At 68.6% G+C, this 26,546-nt stretch carries 25 protein-coding genes; 13 read left to right on the plus strand and 12 right to left on the minus strand.

Annotated features, from left to right (window positions below):
* Nucleotides 1–1,370: DUF222 domain-containing protein (locus AC1DH3_RS06330; protein ID WP_476908854.1), on the minus strand; the 1,370-nt coding region annotated here is incomplete at its 3' end.
* A gap of 87 nt (nucleotides 1,371–1,457) precedes the next feature.
* On the minus strand, nucleotides 1,458–1,928 hold the full coding sequence (locus AC1DH3_RS06335) for an N-acetyltransferase family protein (protein WP_476908855.1): 471 nt from the start codon (nucleotides 1,926–1,928) through the stop codon (nucleotides 1,458–1,460).
* A 168-nt stretch (nucleotides 1,929–2,096) separates the two neighbouring features.
* Here AC1DH3_RS06335 and AC1DH3_RS06340 point away from each other — a divergent pair, with 168 nt between their 5' ends.
* From AC1DH3_RS06340 to AC1DH3_RS06360, 5 genes are all read left to right on the plus strand, one after another.
* The gene (locus tag AC1DH3_RS06340; RefSeq protein WP_476908856.1) at nucleotides 2,097–2,660 is read left to right on the plus strand and encodes a flavodoxin domain-containing protein; all 564 of its coding nucleotides are present in this window, start codon (nucleotides 2,097–2,099) and stop codon (nucleotides 2,658–2,660) included.
* Between the two features lie 183 nt (nucleotides 2,661–2,843).
* Nucleotides 2,844–3,584, plus strand: a complete 741-nt coding sequence (locus AC1DH3_RS06345; protein ID WP_476908857.1) for a phosphotransferase — start codon at nucleotides 2,844–2,846, stop codon at nucleotides 3,582–3,584.
* A gap of 127 nt (nucleotides 3,585–3,711) precedes the next feature.
* Complete coding sequence (locus AC1DH3_RS06350; protein WP_476908858.1) at nucleotides 3,712–4,317, plus strand: malonic semialdehyde reductase; 606 nt, start codon at nucleotides 3,712–3,714, stop codon at nucleotides 4,315–4,317.
* A gap of 58 nt (nucleotides 4,318–4,375) precedes the next feature.
* Nucleotides 4,376–4,903: a 2'-5' RNA ligase family protein gene (locus AC1DH3_RS06355; RefSeq protein ID WP_476908859.1), complete on the plus strand. Its 528-nt coding sequence runs from the start codon at nucleotides 4,376–4,378 to the stop codon at nucleotides 4,901–4,903.
* A gap of 138 nt (nucleotides 4,904–5,041) precedes the next feature.
* Nucleotides 5,042–6,175, plus strand: coding sequence for a GGDEF domain-containing protein (locus AC1DH3_RS06360; RefSeq protein WP_476893019.1), 1,134 nt, complete (start codon nucleotides 5,042–5,044; stop codon nucleotides 6,173–6,175).
* 20 nt (nucleotides 6,176–6,195) lie between these two features.
* Here the strand turns inward: AC1DH3_RS06360 and pgm are convergent, their stop codons facing one another.
* Nucleotides 6,196–7,857, minus strand: coding sequence for a phosphoglucomutase (alpha-D-glucose-1,6-bisphosphate-dependent) (gene pgm / locus AC1DH3_RS06365; RefSeq protein ID WP_476908860.1), 1,662 nt, complete (start codon nucleotides 7,855–7,857; stop codon nucleotides 6,196–6,198).
* Nucleotides 7,858–7,989: 132 nt separating this feature from the next.
* Between pgm and AC1DH3_RS06370 the strand changes: the two genes are divergently transcribed.
* On the plus strand, nucleotides 7,990–8,451 hold the full coding sequence (locus AC1DH3_RS06370) for a DUF4190 domain-containing protein (RefSeq protein ID WP_476908861.1): 462 nt from the start codon (nucleotides 7,990–7,992) through the stop codon (nucleotides 8,449–8,451).
* Here the strand turns inward: AC1DH3_RS06370 and AC1DH3_RS06375 are convergent.
* The 4 genes from AC1DH3_RS06375 to AC1DH3_RS06390 form a co-directional block, all read right to left on the minus strand.
* Complete coding sequence (locus tag AC1DH3_RS06375; RefSeq protein WP_476908862.1) at nucleotides 8,441–9,301, minus strand: phosphotransferase; 861 nt, start codon at nucleotides 9,299–9,301, stop codon at nucleotides 8,441–8,443. The two genes, AC1DH3_RS06370 and AC1DH3_RS06375, sit on opposite strands and share 11 nt — an antisense overlap.
* A gap of 5 nt (nucleotides 9,302–9,306) precedes the next feature.
* A complete protein-coding gene (locus AC1DH3_RS06380) occupies nucleotides 9,307–10,776 on the minus strand; it encodes a peptide MFS transporter (RefSeq protein ID WP_476908863.1) in 1,470 nt (489 codons plus the stop codon).
* A gap of 126 nt (nucleotides 10,777–10,902) precedes the next feature.
* Entirely contained in the window at nucleotides 10,903–12,015 is a 1,113-nt protein-coding gene (locus AC1DH3_RS06385) for an alcohol dehydrogenase catalytic domain-containing protein (RefSeq protein ID WP_441418159.1), read from the minus strand.
* 83 nt (nucleotides 12,016–12,098) lie between these two features.
* Complete coding sequence (locus AC1DH3_RS06390; RefSeq protein WP_476908864.1) at nucleotides 12,099–13,568, minus strand: amidase; 1,470 nt, start codon at nucleotides 13,566–13,568, stop codon at nucleotides 12,099–12,101.
* A 110-nt stretch (nucleotides 13,569–13,678) separates the two neighbouring features.
* Between AC1DH3_RS06390 and AC1DH3_RS06395 the strand changes: the two genes are divergently transcribed.
* From AC1DH3_RS06395 to AC1DH3_RS06405, 3 genes are all read left to right on the plus strand, one after another.
* Nucleotides 13,679–14,005 (plus strand): rhodanese-like domain-containing protein, encoded by a 327-nt coding sequence (locus tag AC1DH3_RS06395; RefSeq protein WP_175323936.1) that lies wholly within the window; start codon nucleotides 13,679–13,681, stop codon nucleotides 14,003–14,005.
* A 14-nt stretch (nucleotides 14,006–14,019) separates the two neighbouring features.
* Nucleotides 14,020–15,000 (plus strand): prephenate dehydratase, encoded by a 981-nt coding sequence (gene pheA, locus AC1DH3_RS06400; protein WP_476908865.1) that lies wholly within the window; start codon nucleotides 14,020–14,022, stop codon nucleotides 14,998–15,000.
* Nucleotides 15,001–15,092: 92 nt separating this feature from the next.
* A complete protein-coding gene (locus tag AC1DH3_RS06405) occupies nucleotides 15,093–15,311 on the plus strand; it encodes a hypothetical protein (RefSeq protein WP_175323934.1) in 219 nt (72 codons plus the stop codon).
* A 26-nt stretch (nucleotides 15,312–15,337) separates the two neighbouring features.
* On the opposite strand, the gene AC1DH3_RS06410 is transcribed toward AC1DH3_RS06405, so the two are convergent.
* Nucleotides 15,338–16,465 carry a diacylglycerol/lipid kinase family protein gene (locus AC1DH3_RS06410; RefSeq protein ID WP_476908866.1) on the minus strand — a complete coding sequence of 376 codons (1,128 nt, stop codon included), beginning with the start codon at nucleotides 16,463–16,465 and terminating at the stop codon, nucleotides 15,338–15,340.
* Nucleotides 16,466–16,543: 78 nt separating this feature from the next.
* Between AC1DH3_RS06410 and serS the strand changes: the two genes are divergently transcribed.
* Nucleotides 16,544–17,824: a serine--tRNA ligase gene (gene serS, locus AC1DH3_RS06415; protein WP_441418155.1), complete on the plus strand. Its 1,281-nt coding sequence runs from the start codon at nucleotides 16,544–16,546 to the stop codon at nucleotides 17,822–17,824.
* Between the two features lie 93 nt (nucleotides 17,825–17,917).
* Nucleotides 17,918–18,766: an HAD family hydrolase gene (locus AC1DH3_RS06420; protein ID WP_441418154.1), complete on the plus strand. Its 849-nt coding sequence runs from the start codon at nucleotides 17,918–17,920 to the stop codon at nucleotides 18,764–18,766.
* Between the two features lie 36 nt (nucleotides 18,767–18,802).
* Here the strand turns inward: AC1DH3_RS06420 and AC1DH3_RS06425 are convergent, their stop codons facing one another.
* The gene (locus AC1DH3_RS06425) at nucleotides 18,803–19,402 is read right to left on the minus strand and encodes a hypothetical protein (protein ID WP_441418153.1); all 600 of its coding nucleotides are present in this window, start codon (nucleotides 19,400–19,402) and stop codon (nucleotides 18,803–18,805) included.
* 198 nt (nucleotides 19,403–19,600) lie between these two features.
* Between AC1DH3_RS06425 and AC1DH3_RS06430 the strand changes: the two genes are divergently transcribed.
* The gene (locus AC1DH3_RS06430; RefSeq protein ID WP_476908867.1) at nucleotides 19,601–22,006 is read left to right on the plus strand and encodes a phosphoketolase family protein; all 2,406 of its coding nucleotides are present in this window, start codon (nucleotides 19,601–19,603) and stop codon (nucleotides 22,004–22,006) included.
* 20 nt (nucleotides 22,007–22,026) lie between these two features.
* Here the strand turns inward: AC1DH3_RS06430 and AC1DH3_RS06435 are convergent, their stop codons facing one another.
* The 3 genes from AC1DH3_RS06435 to AC1DH3_RS06445 all read right to left on the minus strand — a co-directional run bounded on the left by AC1DH3_RS06435 (nucleotide 22,027) and on the right by AC1DH3_RS06445 (nucleotide 24,794).
* Complete coding sequence (locus AC1DH3_RS06435; RefSeq protein WP_476908868.1) at nucleotides 22,027–22,788, minus strand: DUF429 domain-containing protein; 762 nt, start codon at nucleotides 22,786–22,788, stop codon at nucleotides 22,027–22,029.
* Between the two features lie 56 nt (nucleotides 22,789–22,844).
* Nucleotides 22,845–24,167 carry a carboxylesterase family protein gene (locus AC1DH3_RS06440; protein WP_476908869.1) on the minus strand — a complete coding sequence of 441 codons (1,323 nt, stop codon included), beginning with the start codon at nucleotides 24,165–24,167 and terminating at the stop codon, nucleotides 22,845–22,847.
* 138 nt (nucleotides 24,168–24,305) lie between these two features.
* Nucleotides 24,306–24,794, minus strand: coding sequence for an inorganic diphosphatase (locus tag AC1DH3_RS06445; protein WP_441418149.1), 489 nt, complete (start codon nucleotides 24,792–24,794; stop codon nucleotides 24,306–24,308).
* Nucleotides 24,795–24,947: 153 nt separating this feature from the next.
* Between AC1DH3_RS06445 and dacB the strand changes: the two genes are divergently transcribed.
* On the plus strand, nucleotides 24,948–26,462 hold the full coding sequence (gene dacB / locus AC1DH3_RS06450) for a D-alanyl-D-alanine carboxypeptidase/D-alanyl-D-alanine endopeptidase (protein WP_476908870.1): 1,515 nt from the start codon (nucleotides 24,948–24,950) through the stop codon (nucleotides 26,460–26,462).
* Nucleotides 26,463–26,546: the final 84 nt, after the last annotated feature.

Raw genomic sequence — 26,546 nt, forward strand, 5'->3', positions numbered from 1 at the left:
ATGGCTTTGCGGAGGTGGGGCGGGAAGATCCGGCTGGTGCGGCCGATGTCCAGGATCCGGCCCTGGGCTCCGAGCAGGACGGGGATGATGTCCGCGTCGCAGGCGATTTTGCGGATGGTCGCGGCGGTGACGGGGCCGGTGAAGGCCAGGGTCCCGGTGCCGGTGAACCCGAGCGGGCCCGCCCCGGGGCCGTGTCCGGTGGCTTCTCCCGCACGGCCGAACTGGCCCGGTCCGGTGGTTCCGGTCCCGCTGAACTGGCCGCCGCCGCCGCTGGCCCCGTCGGCGTCGGTGTCTTGTTCGAGGCGGTGGAGGCGTTCGAGGAGGTCGCGGTAATCGATGGTGACCATCACCTGGGGCCGCAGCCCTCCGGTGGCGGGCAGTGCGCCCGAAGCCAGGGCCACTTTGCAGCCGCCGACCAGGCCGTCGAGGAGTTTCTGCGGCCTCGAGCGCCGGTCCAGGTCCGGTCCTGTCCCGCCCCGCCCTTCGTCGTCGGCGCCAGCGGCCCGGCGGGTGTTGCTTTCTGCGGTGCCAGCGGCACTGACGCCGTCCGCCGTTTGGGCGTCCGCTGCCGCGGTGCCGGTGCCGGCACCGGTGGTGCGGGGGTTGGTGGCGGTGTTCATCACGGTCAACAGGTGTTCGAACTGTTCGGTCGTGGCGAAGATTTCCAGATGTTGCAGACCGTGGCGGGGTTTGCGGACGAACGCGCCCTGTAACTGGCGCAGGACCTCCTCGGAGGGTTCGGCCCCGTCCTGGTCGATCGCGTCCGTCCAGCGCCTCGCGACCCGGGCCAGGAAATCCGGGTCGTGCTCCACTGCGGTCCGGGTCAGGGCGTGTTCCATCCGGGCGGCCGTCTCCGCATCGCACAGTGGCCGGACCCGGGCCAGGGCGAGGGTGATGATGGTCGCGGACCGGGACGGGACCGTACCGGCGGCCACGGCCGCGGCGAGCTCCTCGCGCAGGGGCGGGAGCGGCTGGCCGGTGATCCCGATCCGCGGCAACACGTCCCCGGCCAGGGCCAGCCGGCGGTGGGCCTCGACGGCGGTGATCTGGAGCCGGTCCCGCAGGAACTCACCGGTCTTGCGGTAGCCGTCATCGAGGACCGGGGCGTTCTCGGCGGCGGCCTCCTTGCGGGTCCGGTCCACCTCCCCGGCAGCAACAACCTGCAGGTATTCCAAGGCCCGGGCAGCCTCTTCGACCCCGCCGGCGAACTCCACGGCCTCCCCGAACCCGAACAGCGCCGCATCCCCGGCCGCCGTCGTACACAGGCGCCGCACTCGCGCGAGTACGTCAGCGAGTTCCGGGCCGTAGCCGTCCGCATCGCCGCCCGGCCAGCCGGCCGGACGAGCAATGAGAGCTGCACTGATTCCCATGAACTTAGTTCATCAGAGACCTCAGACATTATTAGGAGCAGCCGGTGCCGCCCAGCTGCGCGCTCCAACTACTCCTATCCGCCGCCGCTATTCGCGCAGGTCAAGAGTGAAACCCGGATAGTCCGGATAGTCGCCCGCACGATCGGCCGGGAACCCCAGCGCTTCGTAGAAGCCCACGGCAGAGGGGCTCGCCTGCCAGTCGAGAATCATCGGCTGCGGCCGTAATCTGGCCCAATCGAAGATGAAGTCCATCAACGCCTTCCCCGCGCCGAGCCGACGTGCCTCCGGATCGACGTAGAGGTCATGGACCCGGCCCGTAGTGAAGGTGGTGCGCAAACCCGGCCCGAAGTCCTGGGCCAGTCCGTAGCCGAGGAGCCGGCTGCCCGACTGGGCCACAGCAACGCACCAGGCCCCGTCTGAGAGTACGTTCGCGTAACGGCTGTCGAAGTCCTGCTGCGGCACATCCCGGGCGGCGGGTGTGAAAGCGATCGACAACCGCCGAACTTCGCCTGCATCTTCCTCCGCGCCCGGACGGACGGATAGTTCCTCAAACGTCATTCGCCGAGCCTTCCCCTAAAATTACAGCGGACTTCCGACCTACATACTGCCACTGGTCGTCCATACTGCCACTGGCCGTCGCAGGCTGGCCTGTGCCGGGACCTATGGCAGGTTCCAACCGTCCCCAGCTTCCAACAGACTTGAGCGAGGACGGTAGGAGGTTCAACTATGAGGGTTCTCGTTGCCTACGCAAGTGCACTGGGGTCCACCAGGGAAATCGCCCAACACGTAGCCGACCGCATGGCTGTTGCGCTGGGCGAGGTCGAGTGCCGGTCCGTGGAGGAAGTTAAGTCTGTCTCCGGCTACGACGCATTCGTCGTCGGCAGCGCCATCCACAATCAGGCGTGGCTGGATCCGGCTTTGGTGTTCTTCACACACAATGCGCACGAGCTGGCCAAACGACCTGTCTGGACCTTCAGCGTGGGGATGTCCGACGCCTTGCCGAGACTTTTTCGAAAGCGCGGTGCGGCACTACAACAGCAGCGCCTGGAACAATCCCAGTTCCAGGACGTTGAGCTTCGCGGCCACAAAGTCTTCTCGGGTGTCTACGAGGCGGCCCAGATGCCAGGGCCGCTCCGGGTCCTGTTCCGGCTCACCGGCGGCCACTTCGGAGACTTGCGGGATTGGGCTTCCATCGACGACTGGACTGATGACATTACAGCCCAACTCACTAGATCTTCTGAGGGGGCGGGCGTCCAGGGTCTCCCTCCGGACCCGCCAACCGGCGCCTGAACGACGTTCCGGCGGACACCGATCTCATCGAACAGGCCAACGACCACCGCGAGCTCTCGTCCTCCTAGCACCACGACGACGCCGGGCGCCTATGCGCCCGGGGCGCCGGCCGCCGTCCCCCTCACCGAAGGGGCGGGCACCGAACCGCCAACCGGCGCTCACCCCATCCCCTAGATTGGTTGGATGGTGAACGAAGAGGTCCTTGCCGGTGGTAATTCCAGCATCGTGGTGCGCGTGGGGGACACCGTCCGCCGAAACTCCGGGCCCTGGACGCCGGCCGTTCACGCCTTGCTCGATGCGCTCCGCGCCAGTGGAATCACGCGCGTTCCGTCAGCAGCCGGCCTCGACGAACAAGGCCGCGAAATTCTGTCCTTCCTGCCGGGGGACGTGGTGCAGTATCCGCTTCCGGAGTGGATTTGGCATCCCTCGATCCTGCGGGACGCGGCCGGCCTGCTCCGGCAGATCCACGATTCCAGCGTCGGTTTGGCGCACGAGACGCTCAGTTGGCAATTGCCAACCCACGAACCGGTCGAGGTGGTGTGCCACAACGACTTTGCCCCGTACAACATGGTGTTCCAAGACCAACGGTTCGCCGGAATCTTTGATTTTGACGCGGCGTCGCCCGGGCCGAGGATCTGGGATTTCGCCTATCTGGCCTACCAGTTGGTGCCGTTCATTGAGGGCGGTGGCGTCGCTGCGCCGGAGGGGCCGGAGAGAATGGGCCGCCTGGACGAACTGATTGCAGCCTACGGTTTACCGTTCCCGCGCCGGGACGTGCTGAAAACACTCGGCGCCAGGCTTGTTGAACTCGCCGACTATTCCGAGGGCCGGGCGGCTGCCACGGGACGGCCGGAACTCAACGACCACGCCGCAATGTACCGCCGCGACAGCATTCGCATGGTGCAGCTGGCGAAGGACGCATGACGGCACGATCAGCCCGCTGTGGGCGACGTCACCCCGCGCCCCGGGAAGCAGCCGGCCCGGGCATCGGTTGAACCGGGGGACAGCAAGAGTGCCCCGGACGGGGTGGAAGCCCAGCGAAAGGTACGCGATGACTATCGCCCATGAAGAAGCAGTAATCGACGCCGCAGCAGTGGACGCCATCTTTGCCCAGGCGCGCACGGCCAACTCCTTCACCGGTGAAGTCACGGACGAGCAGGCTCGCGCCATCTACGAGCTGACGAAGTTTGGTCCCACCGCGTTCAACTCGCAGCCCCTTCGTGTCACCTATGTCCGTTCGGACGAGGCCCGCGTCACGCTGGTGGACGCCCTGTCCGCCGGCAACCGGGCCAAGACGGCTTCCGCACCGCTGGTCGCGGTCCTCAGCGTCGACACCGCGTGGCACGAGCAGTGGGACAACTTCCTCCCCGGCTACAACGCCCCCAAGGCAATGTACGACGCCGCCCCGGACCTCGCCGCGGCCACCGGCAACAACAATGCCCACCTGCAGGCCGGCTACTTCATCCTCGCCGTCCGGTCGCTGGGACTCGCTGCCGGGCCGATGACCGGTGCCGACTTCAGCAAGATCGACACCGCCTTCTTCCCGGACGGTAGCCAGAAGAGCTTCATGGTGGTCAACATCGGCCAGGCCGCCGAGGACGCCTGGGGCGCCCCGAAGCCGAAGTTCGCCTACGAAGACGTGGTCCGCACGGTCTAAGCGGCCGAGGCAGCCACAGGCAGGGGCGGGCGTCGGCGACCAGTGGCAGACTGGGCCCATGCGGAATCTGATTGTGGTCGCCTTCCTGGAACCCGTTACCGAGGGGATGGAGTTTCCGCGCGACGCCTGGCCGCTGCACATCACACTGGTGAAGTTCGACGTCGTCGAGCAACTGCCAGCCGACGACGGCGGGGCTGACGCCGTCCCCTCCGGCGACACCCTGGCCACCCAGGTGGCCGGGCTAATGGACGCTCCGGCCAGGGCCGCGCTGGGCAGCACCGTGACCGTGGGCGGGGAAGCGGGCTTTGGCCGCGGCGGCTCCGTCCAGGTCAGCCTGATCGAACCCAGCGCCCCGCTCCAGGCCCTCCACGAAGCCCTCGTGGCAGCGGTCGAGGCTCTTCATGGCCGGGTCGCAACCCCCGGCTACACGATGGCTGCCTTCCGTCCGCACGTTTCCCACCGGGGTGAAAAAGCCCCCCACGCGGGCGAGCAAATGGCGCTGGACCGGATCGCCTTGGTGGACATGGCTCCCGACGGCGGCCATGCCACGCGGCGGGTGCTCAGGCTCTGGGAGGCCACATTGTGAATGAACCTCTTCATTTATGGTCCGAGGTGCAATACTGAGGTCAAATTGAGAGTTTGACTCCGAATAATACTTGGGTCACTAGGTGCGTGCTGGGGGAACCACAGGATGATGCTTGACACCTCTACCCTGCGTGTTGCCTTGGCTGTAGTAACCCTGACGCTGCTGTGCCTGTTCTACTTCATCACTTTCAGGCGGACCCGTTCCCCGTTCAGCGGCTGGTGGTGTTCGGCGCTGTTGCTCTTCCTGACTGGATCCGCGTCCTATCTGTGGGACGGCACGGTCCACCAAGTGTGGGCAAACCCGCTGGGAAATACCTTGCTGGTCGGCGGCGCCGGAGCCATGTGGGCAGGGGCCCGGTCGCTGCGGACGAGCATTCCGAGGTTGTGGTCCTTGACGGCGGGGCCTTTTGTGACGGGCGTCGTTTCGGTGTTTGACCACCCGGCCACGAACGACTGGTCCGGCGGCCCGGTCATGCTGGGCATGATGGCGCTGATGCTGGGTCTATCGTGCCGCGAACTCTTCCTGCTCGACGTCGACTACTCCAGGGTGCACCGCCCCCTCGCCTACGGCTCAGCGCTCCTGGCCCTCTTCTATCTTGGACGCCTGACCGTTTTTGTCATTGACGGCCCCCATGGGCCGGTGTTCGTCACCTACTTCGGCTCCGTGGTGACGACCCTTCTCACCACGATGATCCTTGTGCTCGCATCCTTCACCATGGCCGAGTTGAGCAACGAACAACTGACCCGTGACCTTCGGGCGCGGGCCACGGTTGACGGGCTCACCGGGCTACTGAACCGCACCGCCTTTGTGGATCTGGCAGAGAACGAACTGCGCCGCCTGGGCAACGCCCGCACCACGGCCTCGCTGGTTCTGGCAGACCTGGACCACTTCAAGGCTGTCAACGACCAGTACGGCCATGCGGCCGGGGACGTCGCGTTGCAAACCTTCGCCGCAGCGTGCACGGCCTCGGTCCGTTCAACCGACCTCGTGGGACGCTATGGCGGCGAAGAGTTCGTCCTGCTCCTCCCGGGCGTCAGCCCGGAACGTGCCGGCGAGATGGCGGCCACTATCAGCCGCCGGTTGCAGGAGGCACAGCCGAACGTTGAGGCGCGGCTTCCTACCGTGAGCTATGGGATTGCCTCGACGGGCCCCGGCCGGGTGGACCTGCAGGCCCTGATCGCGTCGGCCGATGCCGCTCTTTACCGCGCCAAAACGCTCGGCCGGGACCGGTCGGTACTGGCCGCCAGCCTCCGCGAGGAGCAGACGGCCTGAGCCTCGGTCCACGGCTGCGGCTAGGAAATAACCCCGTCCACCAGGGCCTTGGCTTCGGCCTGCACCTGTTTCAGGTGCTCCGCGCCCTTGAAGGACTCGGCGTAGATCTTGTAGACGTCCTCGGTGCCCGACGGCCGGGCCGCGAACCACGCGTTCTCGGTGACCACTTTCAATCCGCCGATGGCCGCGCCGTTGCCGGGCGCCTCGGTCAGTTTGGCGGTGATGGTTTCGCCGGCCAGTTCCGTCGCGGTGACGTCCGACGGCGACAGCTTGCCCAGGGCGGCCTTCTGCTCGCGCGTTGCGGCGGCGTCGATCCGGGCATAGACGGGGTCGCCGAACTTGTCGGTCAGGCCCTTGTACAGCTGCGACGGCGACTTGCCCGTCACCGCCGTGATCTCGGACGCCAGCAGCGCCAGCAGGATGCCGTCCTTGTCCGTGGTCCAGACGCTGCCATCCATTTTGTTGAACGACGCGCCGGCGGATTCCTCCCCGCCGAAGGCACCCTCGCCGGACAGAAGCCCGGGGACGAACCACTTAAAGCCCACCGGCACCTCGACGAGCTTCCGGCCGAGGCTTTCGGCCACCCGGTCGATGATCGAGGAGGACACCAGGGTCTTGCCGATCACGGACTGCGGGTTCCACCCGTTGCGGTGCCGGTACAGGTAGTCGATCGCGACGGCGAGGTAGTGGTTCGGGTTCATCAGCCCGCCGTCCGGCGTGACAATGCCGTGCCGGTCGGCGTCGGCGTCGTTGCCGGTGGCGATGTCGAAGGGTGCGGACCCGTCCGCGCCAGCAGCCATGCGGTTGATCAGGGAGGCCATCGCCGACGGCGAGGAGCAGTCCATCCGGATCTTTTCATCCCAGTCCAGCGTCATAAAGGCCCACTGCGGGTCCACCGTCGGGTTCACCACGGTGAGGTTCAGGTGGTGGCGTTCGCCGATTTCGCCCCAGTAGTCCACGGACGCACCGCCCATGGGGTCGGCGCCGATCCGGACGCCCGCCTCGCGGATCGCGTTCAGGTCCAGCACCGAGGGCAGGTCATCGACGTAGCTGGACAGGAAGTCGAACTTGCCGGTGGTGCCGGCAGCCATGGCGTCCGCGATCGGAACCCGCTTGACCCCGCGCAGTCCGTTCTCCAGCAGTTCGTTGGCGCGGTTGGCGATCCAGCCTGTGGCGTCGGTGTCCGCCGGGCCGCCGTGCGGCGGGTTGTACTTGAAGCCGCCGTCGCCGGGCGGGTTGTGGCTCGGCGTCACCACGATGCCGTCGGCCTGCGGCGCGCCTGCGGCGGAGTTGTTGTTGTGGGTCAGGATGGCGTGGCTCAACGCCGGGGTGGGCGTGTAGCCGTGGCGGGCGTCGATCAGCACGTGCACGCCGTTCGCGGCAAGCACCTCAAGCGCGGAGTTCTGCGCCGGCTCGCTCAGGGCATGGGTGTCCTTGGCGAGATACAGCGGCCCGGTGATGCCCTGGCCCGCCCGGTATTCCACGATCGCCTGGGTGATCGCGAGGATATGCGGTTCGTTAAACGACGCCTTGAGGCTTGAGCCCCGGTGCCCGGAGGTGCCGAAGGCGACCCGCTGCCCGGGGTCGCCGAGATCCGGCGAAACGTCGTAGTACGCGTCCAGAAGCGCAGTGAGGTCAACAAGGTCTTGGGGTTGGGCAACTGTGCCCGCGCGGCTAGCCATGGCTCCAGCATGCCAGACGAGGGGGTGCCGCGACATGGTTTCGCCCGAATCGGACCGCTGTGACGCCGCGCGTCCGGCTGGGGGAAACGGCGCGGCGCTAATCTTGACGTACACACGTCAGAGGGGATTTCCATGACCGAGCAGCCCACGTCCGGGTATGACGAGGCGCACCGAGGCTACCAGCCGCCGCCGTATCGTCCGCCATACGGTGGCGACGGCCATGTTCCGCCGATGCCGACGGCGGCCCCGCACCTCGGCAAGCCGGCCGGCAGTTACGACGCCTACGGCCAGCCGGCCGGGCCGTACGCGGACGCTTACGGCCAGCCGTATTACTACGGCGTGGCTCCCGCGCCTAAGGGCCTGAGTATCGCGAGCCTGTGCTGCGGCATCGCGTCGTTCCTCGGCTTCGGCTTCTTCCTGCTCCCGCAGTTGGCCGCCGTCGTCCTCGGCCACCTGGCGCTGCACCGCGAGCCGGGCGGCAAGGGCCTGGCTATCGCGGGACTGGTCCTTGGTTATGCCGCAATCGCCATCACCCTGCTGGTGGTTGTGATCCTGGGGGTCGCCTTCGCGAACGCGGACTTCATCACCCGGTAAGAGCGGCCACCAGCTGCTCAGCGTTGGCCTCCAGCCAGCCGCGACGGCGGAGGATCAGCCCGCCCACGCCGTCGTCCCACATCCGGGCCCAGCCGCCGCCGAGCGTGGCAGCGTTGTGTGCCATCCGTTCATAGCTCAGCGACGCGGCCTCGATGCCCAGCCCCGGCACCCGGCGTCGTTCGTCCTGGTCCCAGCCGTAGGCATCGGCGAAGATACGGAGCCGCCGGAACGGGTCCACTCCCTCCCAGCCGGGCCACACGTCCGCCGGGTCGCGGAGCGGCGTCCAGTGCATGGCAGTGTTGAAGGAATCCCTGAGCGCCGTGCTGGGTCCGGCGAGGTCGAAGTCCACCAGCCCGGCGGCCAGGCCGTCCCGGACCACCACATTCTGCGGCGTGACGTCCAGGTGGCACACGAGCTCCGCGGGGTCCTGCCTGACGGCGACCGGTGGGATGTAGCGGGGCGGAAACGGGTGGGTGGCCGGCATGAAACCGGCAGAGGCGGTGTGCAGCCGGCGCAGCAAACGGGCCACCGAGGCCAGCAGCTCCTCGGACTGGACCCAGGCCTCGGGCACCGGCCCGGCGCACTGTCCCGGCAGGAAGGTCAGCACGTCCCTGCCCTCCTCGTCCCGGCCCAGGAACCGCGGCGAGCCGTCGAATCCGGCATCTTCGAGCCAGTCGAGGTAGCCTGCGACGGCGAGGCTCTGCGGCTGGTGCGGTCGGCGGATTGTCCCGCCGACCCGCACCACGCCTTCAGTGACATCGCCCGCCGGCATGAGTTCGACGTCGGACGCCTCGCCGGGGGCGGGGACGTAGACGCGCGCCTCAACCGGCGGGCGATATCGGATGCTCATTTAGCTCAGCGTACGCCGCCCATGAGCTTCTTGATGGCCGGCGAGGCCGCAGCCAGGCCGACGGCCAGAAGCATCGCCGTGCCGCCGACGCCGATGAAGTACGGCAGTTCGTCGTCGGGGTTGTAGAGCCCCGAGAGCATGCCGGCCAGCGTGGTGCCCAGCGAGACCGAGAGGAAGAACAAGGCAACCATCTGCGTGTGGAAGGCCTTGGGCGCCAGCTTGGTCGTCACGGACAGGCCGATGGGGGAGAGGAACAGTTCCGCCAGCGTGAACAGCAGCAGGATCCCCACCAACGCCAGCAGCGGCGTCTTGCCGTCGCCGGCCAGCGGGATGAACGCCAGGAAGGCCAGGCCCATCACGAAGAGGCCGATCGAGAACTTCAGGGCCGATCCGGGCTGCTTGCGTCCCAGGCGGGTCCACAGGGCAGCCATAACACCGGCGAAGATGATGATGAACACCGGGTTGATGGACTGGACCCAGGCGGCCGGCATTTCCCAGCCGAACAGGTTCCGGTCCAGCTTCTCCTCCGAGTACACGGCGATGAAGGTGAACTGCTGCTGGAAGAGCGCCCAGAACGCGGCGGAGGCGATGTACAGCGGGATGAACGCCGCGACCCGGCTTCGCTCGGTGGCGTTGACCTTCTTGCTGCTGAAGATCAGGACGAAGTAGAGCACCGACGCGCCGATGGCCGCGTACGCCATGGACATGGCGAGGTTGTCAGCGTTGACGACGCCGGTCGCCAGCAGCACGGCGATGATCGCGGCGATCACGGCGAAGATCAGTCCGTACTTGGTGCGTTCGGCTGCGGGCAGCGCGTTGGGCACCCGGTGGGCCTCTTCGGGCAGCTTGTTGCGGCCCAGGGCGTAGATGGCCAGTCCGACGGCCATGCCGACGGCGGCGGCACCGAAGCCCCAGTGGAAGCCCTGGCTTTCCTGGAGCCAGCCGGTGACCAGCGGGCCGATCAGGGCGCCGGCGTTGATGCCCATGTAGAAGATGGAGAAGCCGGCGTCGCGGCGTTCGTCCTTCTCGCGGTACAGGCTTCCGACCAGGGCGGTGGCGTTGGCCTTCAAGCCGCCGGATCCCACGCCCACCAGCACGAGGCCGGCGATCAGGCCCGGAATCCCGGGGATAAGGGCCAGGGCGATGTGGCCGGCCATGATCATGACCGCGGAACCGAAGAGCACACGCTCGGAGCCGAAAAGCCGGTCCGCGAGCCAGGCGCCCAGGATGGTCGAGAGGTATACGCCGCCACCGTAGGCGCCGACCAGGCTGGCGGCGAGGGCCTTGTTGATTTCGAGGCCGCCTTCAGCGGCCGTGAAGTACATGTAGTAGAGGAGGATCCCCTGCATTCCGTAGAAGGAGAAGCGCTCCCACATTTCTACGGAGAAGAGGCTGGCCAGCATTTTCGGGTGGCCAAAAAACGAGGTATCGCCCGGCGTTGTAGCGGGGGGATTGGCTAAATGAGTTGTGCTCATTTACTTAATGCTGACACCGCGGCGCGCGATTGTCACATCCGCGGCGCTCCGGGGCAAGTCAATTCGAGGGTGTTTCGCGGACCCGCTTTGCCGGGAGCGTCGGCCGAAGGGGACCCCGCGGCCAGGCTATCCGGCGTCGAACATGATGACCTGGCGGACGGCCTTGCCGTCGGCGAGCTGGTCCATGGCCTGGTTGATGTCCGCCAGCGCGATCCGGGAGGAAATGAGCTCCTCGACCGGCAGCTTCCCGTCCCGCCACAGCTGCGCGTACTTGGGAATGTCCCGGGCCGGCACGGCCGAGCCGAGGTAGCTGCCAATGATTGTGCGGGCCTCCGCAGTGATGGTCAGCGGGGAGAGTTGCGCGCGGGCGTCGGGAGAGGGCAGCCCGGCCGTGATCGTGGTGCCGCCGACGTCGGTGGCCGCGAAAGCGGTCTCGAACGCCCGCGCGCTGCCGGCGCATTCGACGACGAATTTGGCTTTGATGCCTTGTTCGGCCAGTTGCTGCGGGGTGTACGTTTCGTGCGCGCCGAGGCGGCGGGCGTGCTCCAGTTTCTCGTCCAGGGTGTCGACGGCGACGATCCGGGAGAGGCCCTGGGAGACCGCAGTGATCAGCGCGGCCATGCCGACGCCGCCAAGTCCCACGATCATGATGCTGTCCTCGGGCCGGGGTTTGGCGGCGTTCAGCACTGCGCCGCCTCCGGTTAGCACCGCGCAGCCCAGGACGGCGGCGATGTCCGCCGGGATGTCGTCGCCGACCGGCACCGCGGAGGCCCGGTCCACGACGGCGTGGCTGGCGAAACCGGAAACGCCGAGGTGGTGGAAGATCGGTTCTCCGGAGCGGCTCAAATGCATGGACCCGTGCAGCAGGGTGCCCTCGTTGTTGCTCTTGGAACCGGCGGTGCAGGGCAGCCGGCCGTCCGCTGCGCAGTTGGCGCACTGCTCGCAGCGCGGCAGGAAGGACATGACCACCCGCTGGCCGGGCTGCAGGTCGGTGACGTCGGCGCCGACCTCGACGACGCGGCCGGCCGCTTCGTGGCCGAGCAGCATCGGCACCGGGCGCACCCGGTTGCCGTCGACGACGCTGAGGTCCGAGTGGCAGATGCCGGCCGCCTCGAGCCGGACGAGGATTTCCGTCGGTCCGGGGGCGGAGAGCTCCAGCTCCGCGATACTGATCGGTTTGGACTCCGCGAAGGGCCGGGGGCGGCCGATTTCCTCCAGTACTGCACCGGTGATCTTCATCGATCCCTCTCGTGTCGTTAACCGCGTTGGCACCAGTAAACCCCACGCGGCCGCGGCCGGGGTAATCCCCGCGGGGGGGCAGCTTAGAAGCCGAGTTGCCCGGCCACCTGCAGCAGCAGCGCCTCGGATCCCATCGGGCCGACCAGTTGGATTCCCATCGGCAGGCCGGCGCCGGGCGGCCCGCCGGTCCAGTGCACCGGAATGCTGATTGCGGGAAGCCCGCAGACGTTGACCAGCGAGGACCACGGGGCAAACTCGCACTGCCTGCGGTAGTCGTCGTCCGCGTCGGCGGGCCACTCGGCGGGCCAGTAGCCGTCGCCGTGCGCGGCGCCGGTGAACCAGCCCACCGGCCGGGGCGTTTGAGCCAATGTCGGGCTCAGCACCAGGTCCCAGGCCGAGAACTGGGCAACAGTGTCCCGCTGGAACTGGCGCAGGAACCCGAGGGCCTCGTTCAGCTTCGCCGCGCTGCGCTGCTGGGCGCGCCGCCGGAAGGTGCGGGTCAGCGGGGTCAGGAGGGCCTCGCGCTGCGGCGCGATGCGGGCGCTCCCGACGCCGGCGGTCCACGCCGTCGTAAACGCGCCGGGGTAGCGGTTGTCATAGCGGATGGCGGCCTCGCCGGTCTCGTGCCCGGCCGCCTCCAGCAGCCTGATGCCGGTCTGGAGTGCATCGAGGGCTTCGCGGTCCGGGGTGTAAGGGAAGACAGCCTGCCACGGACTGTCCAGGCTGACGCCGATCCGCAGCGGGGGTGGCTCCTGGCCGGCCAGTTGCAGGTAGCTGCGCCGGCGGCCGGCTGGTTCTCCGGCCCGTTCTCCGGGTGATTGGCGGGTTGGTGGCGGCGGGACCAGCGCGTCGAGCATCAGGGCGGCGTCCGCCGTGGAACGGGCCAGCGGACCGGCGACCACCAGCCCGGCGGGGTCGCCGGTGCTTTCCCCGGCCGGGACCAGCCCGCGGCCCGGTTTCAGTCCCACCAGGCCGCAGGCGGCGGCGGGGATGCGAATGGACCCGCCGCCGTCGGATCCCGGGGCGAAGGGAAGCAGGCCGGCGGCCACGGCGGCCGCGCTGCCGCCGGAGGAACCGCCGGAGCTGCGGCTCAGCGCGTACGGGTTGCGTGAGGGCGGGGCGATCCGGTTCTCGCTGTAGGCTGTCAGCCCGAATTCCGGGACCTGCGTCTTGCCCAGCGAGATGACGCCGGCGCCCTTCAGTGTGGCGGCCAGGGCGCCGTCGTCGGCGGCGGGCTTGTGCTCCAGGGCGGCGCTGCCGTGCGTGGTGACCACGCCGGCGACGTCGGTCAGGTCCTTGAACGCGGTCGGCATGCCGTGCAGCAGCGGCAGGGCCGCCCTGCGTTCGTCGTCCGCCGCGCGTACATGCCGGCGGTCCGCCGCGTCGGCGTCCTGGAGGGCCTGCTCTGCGGTGACGGTGATGAATGCGCCAAGGTGCGGGTTGTCGGCCGCGATGCGGTCCAGGAAGTGCGCCGCGGCTTGGCGCGCGGAGAGCTCGCCGGAGCGCAGGGCGTCGCGGAGCGCGACGGCGGACAACTCGTGGATCTCAGCCAATGGTCTCCTTTGCGCTCTCCAGAAGCGTAACCTGCCACCTGTTTGGCCCCCGGCCCCGACCGCTGGCGATACGCTGGAGGCAGACCTTGATTTCAGCGGAGAGGACGACCATGAGCGACATCGACACCGTGACCGTTTCCGACATTCCCGAAGCGGCGCGGATCCTGGACGTACGCGAGGACTACGAATGGTCGGCCGGCCACGCCGAGCACGCCGTCCACATTCCCCTCGACCAGCTCCCGGCCCGGCTCGACGAACTGGATCCGGACGAGGACCTGTATGTTATCTGCCGCACCGGCGGACGTTCCTTCCGCGCTGCGCAGTGGCTCGTCGGCCATGGCTACTCAGCGTTGAACGTGGCCGGCGGCATGGACCAGTGGCTCGAGAACGGCCTGCCGCTCGTGTCCGACAACGGGCTCAAGCCCGTCATCCTGTAAACGAAAGAAGAACCATGTCCGCGTCAACTGTCACCTATACCTTCCTCGGCCCCGAAGGCACGTTCACCGAGGCGGCGTTGATGCAGGTGCCAGGCGCCGCGGAGGCCATCCGCATCCCCTCCTCGAACGTCAACACCGCGTTGGACAAGGTCCGCGACGGTTCGGCCGACGCGGCGATGGTGCCGATCGAGAACTCCGTGGAAGGCGGCGTCACGGCAACCCTCGACGCGATCGCCACCGGCCAGGAACTGCGGATCCTCCGCGAGGCCCTGGTGCCGATCAGCTTCGTGCTGGTGGCCCGGCCCGGCGTCCGGATCGAGGACATTCGCAGGGTATCCACCCACGGTCACGCCTGGGCGCAGTGCCGGCTCTGGGTCGACGCCAATATGCCGAATGCGGAATACATCCCGGGATCCTCCACCGCCGCGGCCGCAATGGGCCTGCTGGAGGATGACCCGCACTACGACGCCGCCATCTGTGCGCCCATCGTCGCGGCCGAGCAGCCCGGCCTGGCGGTGCTGGCGGAAAACATCGGCGACAACCCCGGCGCGGTGACCAGGTTCGTGCTGGTGGGGCGCCCCGGAGTGCTGCCGGAACGGACCGGCGCGGACAAGACCACGGTGGTGGTCCCGCTGCCGGAAGACCGGCCAGGCGCGCTGATGGAAATCCTGGATCAGTTCGCCACCCGGGGCGTGAACCTGAGCCGGATCGAATCCCGTCCCACCGGCCAGTACCTCGGCCACTACTTCTTCAGCATCGACGCGGACGGCCATGTGGGCGACGCCCGGGTGGCCGACGCGCTGGCCGGACTGCACCGGATCAGTCCGGCGACACGCTTCCTTGGCTCCTACGGCCGGGCTGACGGCCAGCGCGCCGAGGTGGCGCCGCACACCTCCGACCAGGCATTCCGTGCCGCCCATGCATGGGTCGAAGACATACTCACGGGGGCATCTGTGGTTCAGGAATATAAGCCCCAGGCTTCGCCCACAGCGTAGGCAAATGCCACATGCGGCACTTCCACCCCTTGGAAACTGTGCGTATGCTTGCCTGATCTATTGGGGTAGTCCTCTACCGGAAGGAGCGGGTCATGGCTGGCACCAGCACAGAAAATGACGGCCAGGGAATGATTGTCAATCCCAAACCGACGGCCGAAAACCAGGACTGGGACGGCGACGACGCCGACCGTGCGGACCGGCTGCGCTTCGAGGAGGAGCAGGCGATGATCCGCGAGCAGTCGGAGGCACGCGCCGCCAAGGCAGCCGCGGACGCGAAGAAGGAAGCCGACGCTAAAAAGGAAGCCAGCTAAGAAGGAAGCCCGCTAAGCCGGCCGGGTCATGGCAGGTGCCGGGCCTGGCTGCTCCCGGACTTGCCGGCCGCCCCGCCGCCATGGGGCAGTTCCTCGCGGGCGGGGTCCTCCCTAACCCGGACCAGCAGCGAGCGGGGGGCCACCCGGACTGTGACGGTGGTGGCCTCGCCGGACGGATCGCCGTCGACCTGTGTGGGCATCGGTTCGGCGCACTTGATCACTATCTTGCCGGAGCGGTAATACGTCATCACCGGCAAGTTTCTTTTGTGCTTCAGCACAATCTTCCAGTACATCGCCAGCCAGCCGATCGCGCTGCGCGGGCTCATCACCACCACGTCCAGCATGCCGTCGTCGATCATGGCCTGAGGGATGAAATCGATTCCGCCGGGGATCAGCCCGCAGTTCGCGAACAGCACGCTGCGGATCTTACGGGACTGCTCCGGCTGGTCGTCAAGGGCGATGGAGACCCTCTTGCGGCGCCCGGGAAGGTGCCGCACACCGGCCTCGGTGTAGGCGAGCCAGCCCACCGCCTTCTTGAGCCCGTCGTTGGTGTCCCCCACCACCTCGGCGTCCATGCCCATCCCGGCGATCACCAAAAAGGCATGGTCCGCGGACTGCCCGGTCCGGGCGTTCTCCACCCTCATGCGGGCGGTGTCGATGAAGCGCTGGTGTCCGAACAGCGCAATCTCCACGCAGCCGTGCAGGTCCCCGATGTCCAGGTGGACGTTGCGGGCCAGCAGGTTCCCGGTGCCCAGCGGCAAGAGGCCCATGGCGATATCCGTGTGCGCCAGGACGTCCGCCACCACGCGGACGGTGCCGTCGCCGCCGCCCACCAGGACGACGTCGGCCCCGTACTCGACGGCGGCACGGGCCTGCGAAAAGCCGGGGTCCTCGGCGGTGGTCTCGAAGAAGCGCGGGGCCTCCCAGCCGGCCGCCAGGCAGGCGCTCTCGACCAGGACCCGGGCCTCCGCGGACCTGGACTTGATCGGATTGATCACGACGGCGACCTTTTGCCTGACCAGGCCCGGGTTGTGCGTTTCTTCCCAGACGGCACTGCGCGTGTGCTTGGCCTTCAACCGGCGCACACCCCACCAGCTGGAGACGGCAAATACCAGGGCTCCAGCGATGACGAGGTAGACCAGCCAGTCGCGCATGTTGCTCCAACACTATCCCGCGTGTCCGCCGCGGCAGGACTGCCGAAGGGCGGCCCCCGGATTCGATACTCTTATCTGGTGATCGACGTAAAAGACCTCAGCGAAAATCCGGACAAGTTCCGTGCCAGCCAGCGCGCCCGTGGCGCCGATGAATCCGTGGTGGACGCGATCATCGCCGCGGATTCGGCCCGGCGCGCGGCGCTGATCCGTTTTGAAAACCTGCGCGCCGAGCAAAACGCCTTCGGCAAGAAGGTGGCGCAGGCCAAGGGCGAGGAAAAGCAGGCCCTGCTCGCCGAGGTGAAGGTCCTTGCGGCCTCGGTCAAGGAAGCCTCGGCCGAGGCCGACGTCGCCCAGTCCGCCCAGGAGGAGCTGCTGCGCGGCATTCCCAACCTGGTCGAGGACGGGGTTCCGGCGGGCGGCGAGGACGACTACGTTGTGGTGAAGACGGTGGGGACGCCCCGCGAATTCCCCGACTTTGAGCCGAAAGACCACCTCGAAATCGGCGAACTGATCGGTGCGATCGACATGGAGCGCGGGGCCAAGGTCTCCGGTTCACGCTTCTACTTCCTGCGCGGTGTGGGCGCCCGGCTGGAAATGGCACTGCTTCAGATGGCCATGGAGCAGGCCATCGACGCCGGCTTCGTGCCCATGATCACCCCGACGCTGGTGCGGCCCGAAACCATGCAGGGTACCGGCTTCGACGTCAAGCACGACGCCGAGATCTACCGCCTCGCGGAGGACGACCTCTACCTTGTGGGGACCTCGGAGGTGGCCCTGGCCGGCTACCACGCCGACGAGATCCTGGACCTCTCCGGCGGTCCGATCCGCTACGCCGGGCAGAGCTCCTGCTACCGCCGCGAGGCCGGTTCGCACGGGAAGGACACCCGCGGCATCATCCGGGTCCACCAGTTCAACAAGGTGGAGATGTTCATCTACACCACGGTTGAAGAGGCCGCTGCCGAGCATGCCCGCCTGCTGGCCTGGGAAGAGGAAATGCTGGCCAAGTGCGAACTGCCCTACCGCGTGATCGACACCGCCGCTGGCGACCTTGGCACCTCCGCGGCCCGCAAGTTCGACTGCGAAGCCTGGGTCCCCACCCAGGGCGCCTACCGCGAGCTGACCTCCACCTCCAACTGCACCACCTTCCAGGCGCGCCGGCTCAACATCCGTGAACGCGTGCTGAACGAGGAGGGCGCCACCAAGGGCACCCGCGCGGTTGCCACCCTCAACGGGACCCTCGCCACGACCCGCTGGATCGTCGCCATCCTGGAACACCACCAGAACCCGGACGGCTCGGTCAACGTCCCGGCGGCGCTGCAAAAGTACCTCGGGGGCATGACGGTCTTCCCCGTCCTCTAGCCCACCCGCCGCCGGCAGCTGTTCACCGACGCTTCACGTGCCGCTGTGGCGCGCGTCCTAGCAGCTGTCGGCGGTGTCTGCTCTACTTATTGGATGACTACATTGACTGAAGCCTCAGTCGCTGGCAACGATGACCAGCGAGATGCAAACGAAAAAATGATGATCGCCCTCGACGTCGACGGAACCCTCGTCGACCATGACGGGCACATGTCCGTCCCCGTCCGGGAAGCCGCCCAGGCCGTGGTGGCCGCCGGGCACGAGGTGATGATCGCGACGGGCCGCTCGCTCAACGCCACGCTGCCCATCATCGAGCACATCGGCATTGAAAGCGGCTACGCGGTCTGCTCCAACGGCGGCGTCACGCTGCGCGTGGATTCCGGACTGGCCGACGGCTACGAGGTGCTGCACAAAGCCACCTTCGACCCCGGGCCGGCGCTCCGGGCGCTGCGCAAGCGGCTGCCCTCGGCCAAGTACGCGCTCGAGGACGAGAACGGCAACTTCCTCTCCACCGAACGCTTCCAGGACGCCAGCTTCGGCGTCGAGGCAATCGGTGTCGACTTCCAGACCATGCTGGAGGCCACCGCCGTGCGCGTCGTGGTGTTCAGTTCGGAGAACACGCCAGAGGAATTCAACGCGGCCATCCGCCACGTGGGCCTCGCCGGCGTCACCTACTCCGTCGGCTGGACGGCGTGGCTGGACATTGCCGCCGCCGGCGTCACCAAGGCCAGCGCCCTGGAACACCTGCGCGGACGGCTGAGCATCGAGGCGCACCGCACGGTCGCCGTCGGCGACGGCCGCAACGACATCGAGATGCTCACCTGGGCACGCCGCGGCGTGGCGATGGGCCAGGCGCCCGCGGAGGTGATCGCCGCCGCCGACGAGGTCACCCACTCGGTCTACGACGACGGCGCCGCCCACGTGCTGCGCAGCATCCTCCTCTAAGACACCGGCGCGGACGCCGGTGCGGGCGCGCCGGCCCTAGCGGACGTCGAGGATCAGGCCCAGCAGCCGGGCGGCGGCGGGCCGGGCCGCGTGTTCCTCGTTCCACTGCGCCCGGGCCACGGCCTTGCTGACGGCCTGCGTGGTGATGCCGAGTTCCTCGGCCACCGCCTTCTGCTGCCCGCGCACGCCGGGGGTCAGCAGGTCCAGCACCCGCCACTCGGCGGCGCTCCGGTCGTGCACAATGTGGCCCAGCAGCCGCAGCACGGCCTCGGCTTCCGCGGCCAGATCAGCGAACGGGCCTTCCACCGCCACCGGGATGCGTTCCTTGCCGTTTCTCAGCCGGTCCACGGCGCGGCGGGCGTAGACGAGCCCGTGGCCGGACGCGTCCTTGATCTGGTTCGGCAGCGGTTCGTTGACCGGGCCGACGCCGATTCCGACGTACCAGGCCCCCGTCCGCAGGGCGATCAGCGCCGCCTCGACGGCCTGACGCGGGCAGTCCAGGATGCCCTGGACCTCGTCCTCCACGGAACGGTCGAAATCCAGGCGCGCCGGAATGTGCCGCAGGTCCTTGAGGAGCTGCGGCACACGGTCGCCGTCGCGCCGGCTGTCGGTTTGGTTGATGGTCAGCGTGAACATACTGGATGCCACACTACCGCGTGGCAAACGGGAGGCAAGCCCGCAGGGTGTGCCTGATGCCGGCCACGTAACAACCCCGCCGCGGCCCCCGCCGGGACACCCGGCGGGCTTGTCTCTGGTCCCGGGAGATGTTGCGATGGGGGGAGACGCTGCCGACGGCGGCACGGACCGGGGCGGAGTGCATCAGTGGGTAATGGGTTGGAACAGGGGACAGGGCAGCGGACCGCGGAGACGGCGGGCAGGGACGAACTTGGCCTCGTGGACCGGTGGTGGCGGGCCGCCAACTACCTCTCGGTAGGCCAGATCTATTTGCGCTCCAATCCGTTGCTGCGTGAGCCGCTGAGCGCCGGGGATACCAAGTCCCGCCTGCTCGGCCACTGGGGCACCACTCCAGGATTGAACTTCATCTATGCGCACCTGAACCGGGTCATCCGCCGGGATTCGCAGGAGATGCTGTTCGTCGCCGGGCCGGGCCACGGCGGACCGGCCGTGGTGGCGAACGGTTGGCTGGAGGGCACCTACTCGGAGATCTACAGCAACGTGGGCCCGGACGAGGACGGGCTGGCCGAGCTGTTCCGGCAGTTCTCCTACCCCGGCGGCATCCCCAGCCACGCCGCCCCGGAAACCCCTGGCTCCATCAACGAGGGCGGTGAACTCGGGTACTCGCTGGCCCACGCATACGGCACGGTGTTCGACAACCCCCGGCTGATCACCGCCGTCGTGATCGGCGACGGCGAGGCGGAGACCGGGCCGCTGGCCGCGAGCTGGCACTCCCACAACTTCCTGGACCCGGCGGCGGACGGGGCCGTGCTGCCGATCCTGCACCTGAACGGCTACAAGATCGCCAACCCGACGATTCTCGCGCGGATGCCGGAGGCCCAGCTGGAGCAGCTGCTGCGCGGGTACGGCCACAAGCCGCACTTCGTAACCGTCACTGACCCGGAGGACACCGCCGCGGCGCACCGCGATTTTGCCGCGGTGCTGGACGCGTGCCTGGCGGAAATACGGGCCATCCAGGCCGAACGGCGCACCGGCGGCTGGAACGGTGACGACGCTCCCGCCGCCGCGTGGCCGATAATCGTGCTGCGCTCGCCCAAGGGCTGGACCGGGCCGAAGACGGTTGATGGGCTGCAAGTGGAAGGCACCTGGCGCAGCCACCAGGTGCCACTCGCCGAAGTCCGCACCAATCCCGAGCACCTGGCCCAGCTCGGGCAGTGGCTGGAGTCCTACCGCCCGGAGGAACTGTTCGACGGCGCCGGGCGGCTCCGGCCGGAGGTGGCCGCGAACGCCCCGGGCGGCGAGCTGCGGATGAGCGCCACCCCGCATGCCAACGGCGGCGTCCTACTGCGCGACCTGAAGCTGCCCGGCTACGCCGACCACGCGGTGGAGGTCGCCCAGCCGGGCCGGGAGCGGGTCAGCGCCATGATCACCCTCGGCTCCTGGATGCGGGACGTGATAGCGCTCAACCCGGATACCTTCCGGCTCTTCGGCCCGGACGAGACCGCGTCCAACCGGCTGCAGGACGTCTACGAGGTCACGGACAAGGTCTGGCAGTACCGGATCGAGGCCGTCGACGAGCACCTGGCCCGCGCCGGCCGGGTGATGGAGGTCCTCAGCGAACACCTGTGCCAGGGCTGGCTGGAAGGCTACCTGCTCACCGGCCGGCACGGGGTGTTCAGCTGCTACGAGGCGTTCATCCACATTGTCGATTCGATGTTCAACCAGCACGCCAAGTGGCTCAAGGTGCACCGCGAGCTGCCGTGGCGCCAGCCCGTCGCCTCGCTGAACTACGTGCTCTCCTCGCACGTCTGGCAGCAGGACCACAACGGCTTCTCGCACCAGGATCCGGGCTTCATCGACCACGCGGTGAACAAGAAGTCCGAGGTCATCCGGGTCTACCTGCCGCCGGACGCGAACACGCTGCTCTCGGTGATGGAGCACTGCCTCGGTTCGCGGGACTACGTCAACATCGTGGTCAGCGGCAAACAGCCCTCGCCCACCTGGCTGGGACCGGCCGACGCCGCGCACCACTGCCAGCGCGGCCTGGGAATCTGGGAATTCGCCGGTTCCGAGGTCCCGGGCGAGGAGCCCGACGTCGTCCTGGCCTGCGCGGGGGACGTCCCCACGGTGGAGACCGTCGCGGCGGCCGAACTGCTCAAGGAAGGGGCACCCGGGCTGAAGATCCGGGTGGTGAACGTGGTGGACCTGATGCGGCTCCAGGATGCCGCCGAACACCCGCACGGCCTCTCCTCCCGGGACTTTGACGGCATCTTCACCGCGGACAAGCCGATCATTTTCGCGTACCACGGCTACCCCTCGCTGATCCACCGGCTGGCCTACCGCCGCACCAACCAGGAGGGCCTGCACGTGCGCGGTTACAAGGAGGAAGGCACCACGACGACGCCGTTCGACATGGCGATGCTCAACGGGATCGACCGCTACCAGCTGGCCATCGACGCAATTGACCGGGTGCCGGGGCTGGCCGAACGGCACTCGCTGCTGCGCCAGTCGCTGCAGGACCGGCGCATCCGGGCCCACAACCACACCAGGGAGCACGGCGAGGACGCGAAGGAGATCAGCGGCTGGACCCTCGGCGGCGAATAGCCTGCCCCGCGGTGGCGGGTCTAGGCCGGCCCGCCGGTGAGTGCGGACAGCCCGCCGGTGGGCAGATGGATCCAGCCCTCGGTCCGTGCGGCCCGGGCGTGCGCGGCGTCGGGACGGATGGTCGCGCCGAGGGCCACGGCCCGCGCGGTAAGGGACGCGATGACGGCGTCGAACATGTCGTCCGAACCGGCCAGCTGCTCCCCGTGCCCGGCAAGATCCAGCCACGGGGCGGCCTGCCTGAGCCCGCGGAGGAGATCGCCCAGCCGCTGCGTTTCCGCGCCGCCGCGCCCCTTGTAGCCGCGGGCCAGCAGGCCCCAGGACTTCAGTGACGCTGCCGGGTAGACCTCGGCCAGCCGGCCGCTGCCGTCCCGCGCCTGGGGACCGTGCTCCACGGCGATCTTGGCCTGGATGACGGCGCAGCGCATCGCCGGGTGCGCCAGCCGGTCGGCTGAGACGCTGAGCGGGATCAACCCGGTCCGGGCGGTGACGAAGCGGTCGGTGTCCCGGTAGGCCAGCAGCCGGCGGCCTTCGATTCCGTCGTGGTCAAGCACGGGGTGCGGATCCCCGGCCAGGTGCCCGGCAATGAAGGGCAGGAAGGCGTCCGGCCAGCCCACGGGGCAGTCGATCCCGGCCAGATCCGCAGCGCCAAAGAGCCGGACGATTTCGTCGTCGTCGACGTCGAGCGCCAGGTGCGCCAGGCGGGCGGTGCCATTGTTCCATTCGACGACGGCGGCCGCCGTCTTCTTCGTGGCCGCCGCGAGGTCGACGCCGAGGGTCAACATCCGCTGCCCGCCCGGGGGCTCAGCGAGGTGGACATGGCATCAACCTTTCCTGTGGCTCAAAGAGCGCGGTACCAGAACGCGCCGGGGATCCCGCCACGGCTCTCCAGACCCTTTCCCGAGGCAAAGCGGGCCCACACGGCACGCAGGGCCCGGCCCTGGGCGTTGATCTCCTCCCAGCTGGCGCCGGCGACCAGCCCCACACCTTCCCAGGTCCGCCGGTCGCCGAACAGCAGCGGTAGGTCCACGGTGTGTGCCGCCCCGTAGAAGTTCCCCGGCGCGGCCCAGGACAGCACGTAGCGGTAGGCCGTGCCGCCTGCCCGGGTGTGGCGGCGGGCGAACCGCCTGGCGGAACGGCCGTACACCGCCTCGGTCACTGCCCAGTTGATGGCCTTGACGACGGCGGTCCCGAGCACGGGGACCTTGGCCAGGCGGCTGACCGCCGGGTTGCGCGGCAGGAACATCCGGGCTTCCTCGGAGGTGTGCCCGATCAGGACCTCGATCCCGGGTGCCGTGGCGTTCCAGGCGGCCTCAATGCCGGACTCCGGCGGCAGGGGCGCATGCCCGTACTGGGTGCCGAAGGGCATGGCCGCGATCAGCCCGTACTTCCGGGCCACCTGCGACACGTGCCCCTCGATCTCCACGACTTCCATCGCGGGGGTGTCTTCGGTGACGGCCTCCGCGGCGACGCCCATGGCGCGGCTCATCTTGTCCCGGCCGCGGGTAATGCCCAGCGGCGCGCTCTGGATGATGGCGCGTTGGAACAGTGCGGGGGCCTCCGGCGTCGCCATCAGGTGGGCGACGGCGTCGCCTCCGGCAGATTGACCGAAAGCCGTGACGTTGCCCGGGTCGCCGCCGAAGGCGCCGATGTTGCGCTGCACCCAGCGGAACGCCTCGAGCTGGTCCAGCAGGCCGAGGTTGGCGGGCCGGCCGGTGCCGGTGGCCAGGTAACCGAACAGGCCCAGGCGGTACGTCACGGAGACCACGATGACGCGGTTTTCGGCGACGAGCGCCTTGGGGTCGAAGATTGCCAGGTCGCCGGAACCGGAGGTGTAGGAGCCGCCGTGCAGCCACACCATGACCGGCACGCGTTCGCCGTCGCGCAGGTCCTTCGGCATGGTGATCGAGAGCCGCTGGCAGTCCTCGCTGCCGGGGAGTTCGCCGTAGCGGGTGCCAAGAATGTCGTCCAAGAACGGGACCGGCGCCTGCGGGCAGGCGGGGGAGAGGTTCGTGGCCGCGAGGGTTTCGCTCCAGTCGGGCACACCCGCCGGGGGCTGGAAACGCGCCGCGGTGGCGTACGGAATGCCCGTGGCACGCACCACGTCGCCGTCCCGCCACCCGGAGACCGGGCCGCAGGGCGGGCTAAAGGTTGGTTCATGCATGAACCAACGATTTCACACTTTCCTGACCCACGGCTGCCAGCGGTCATCTGCGCTTAAACAGCAACGCGGGGTCACTTACCGCCCATATCCGTCGGCCGGATCGGCGGTAAGTGACCCCGCGTTGGTGCTGCGGAGGCGTTAGTGCGTGTGCGGGACGAAGCGCTTGATCGACGCTTCGAGTTCAGCCTCGGCCGCGGCGCGATCGCCCCAGCCCTCGGCCTTGACCCACTTGCCGGGCTCCAGGTCCTTGTACCGGGTGAAGAAGTGCTCGATTTCCTTGATCAGGAATTCGCTGACGTCGCTGATCTCGTTGATGTGGTCGAAGCGCGGATCGGCCGGCACGCAGAGGACCTTGGCGTCCCCGCCGCCGTCGTCGGTCATGTTGAATACGCCGATCGGGCGGGACTCGACGATCACGCCGGGGTGCAGATCGAAGTCCTGCAGGAGCACCAGTGCGTCCAGCGGGTCGCCGTCCTCGCCCAGGGTGTTCTCGAAGAAGCCGTAGTGCGTGGGGTACTGCATGGAGGTGAACAGGACGCGGTCCAGGCGGACGCGGCCGGTCTCGTGGTCGACTTCGTACTTGACGCGCGATCCCTTGGGGATCTCGATGGTCACGTCATGCTTCATGGAATGCTCCTCGACGGATTCAGGGGGTGCGCGGCACACGTGGCGTGCAGAAAAAGCAGTGCCGGTGCCGCCGACTATTATTGAGGATATAGCGACAGGCCCTGATTTCAGGAACTAGTGGGGACATTTCGGGACTAAAGGACCAGCACCAGCATGAAACGCACAACGAGCCGTGAGGGTACGGCTCCGGCGCCCGGAAGGTTCGGGCGGATCGTCCCGATGCTGCTCCTGACCCTCCTGGTCATGGCGCTCGCCGTCCCCGCGGGCCTGGTGGTCAGTCCCGGATTCCGCGGCCCAGCCCTTCCCCCGGAACCTGCAGCGGCGGGCCCGTGGCAGCAGATGCCCGCCACCCTCAGCGCTCCCGACGGCGGCTCGGAAACCGCCGGAGGCATGCGGCCGCTCAGCGCCGATGCGCCGGTGCCGGATGCCGCCACCGTTGCCGCCCAGCTCACCGCCACGCTGAAGACCGACGGCGCCGGGTCCTTCAGCGGCCTGGTCCAGGATGCCCTCACCGGGAAGGTGCTCTTCGACCGGGCCGCCGACGAGGTCCGCGCCCCCGCTTCCAACATCAAGCTCCTCACCGCCGCCGCCGCGCTGCGCACCCTCGGCCCGGACCGGCGCTTCAGCACCAGGGTGGTGGCCGGACCCACGCCGGGCACGGTCGTCCTGACCGGCGGCGGAGACGTGCTGCTGGGTGCAAGGGAGTCCGCACCGGATGCTGTCCTGGGGCACGCCGGGCTCGCCACCCTCGCGCAGACCACGGTCCGTGCGCTGCAGAAGGCCGGCGTGGCCGGTCCAGTGACCGTCCTGCTGGACGATTCCCTCTTCAGCGGACCGTCCCTGAGCCGGGCCTGGAGCCCGGACGACGTGGCGGCCGGCGAAGTGGCGCCGCTGTTTCCGCTGGCCCTGAACTCGGCCCGCTTCGACCCCGCCGTCACCACCGGACCCCGCCCCCGCGACGCCGCCATGACGGCCGCCGAGGCCTTCGCGGACCGGCTCTCGGCCGCCGGCGCCGCCGCGGGACTCACCGTGGCGCCCGACGTCGCAAGGCTGCCGGCCGGGCGGAAGCCCGCCGCGGACGCCGGTGGACAGTCAGGCAAGCTCCTCGCCGAAGTCCAGTCCGCCACCGTCAGCCAGCAGGTGGACCTGATGCTGCGCACCTCGGACAACTACCTCACCGAGGTCATGGGCCGGATGGTGGCGGTGGCAAGCGGCAAACCCGCCAGCAACGACGGCGCCGTCGCCGCCGTACTGCAGCAGCTCGAGGAGCTGAACATCCCTTCGGGCACCCTCCGGGCCGCCGACCTGGCCGGGCTGACCCTGGAGAACAAAGTCTCGGCGCGGCAACTCTCCGCCGTGATCCGTGCCATGACCACCGGCACAGACACCCGCCTCCGCTCCGCCCTGGCCGGGTTTCCGGTGGCCGGGCTGACCGGAACACTCGGCAGCCGGTACATGGATACCAGCACTTCCCGGGGTGCGGGCCTGGTCCGCGCCAAGACCGGAACGCTCAACACGGTGATCGCACTCAGCGGCTACGTCGTGGACGCCGACGGCCGGCTGCTGGTCTTCTCCTTGATCGGCAACGGCCTGACGCCCGGCGCGGCCGGCAACAAGGCCGCCCTGGACCGGACAGCCTCGGTCCTGGCCGCCTGCGGCTGCCGCTGAGGCCGCGCCGTTTCGACGGTTCGCTGCGCACTCGACGACTCGAAACGCCTAACCCGCGGGGAACCATCTAACCGGCGGGTCCCG

The sequence above is a fragment of the Arthrobacter sp. 05L428 genome, assembly GCF_056397665.1.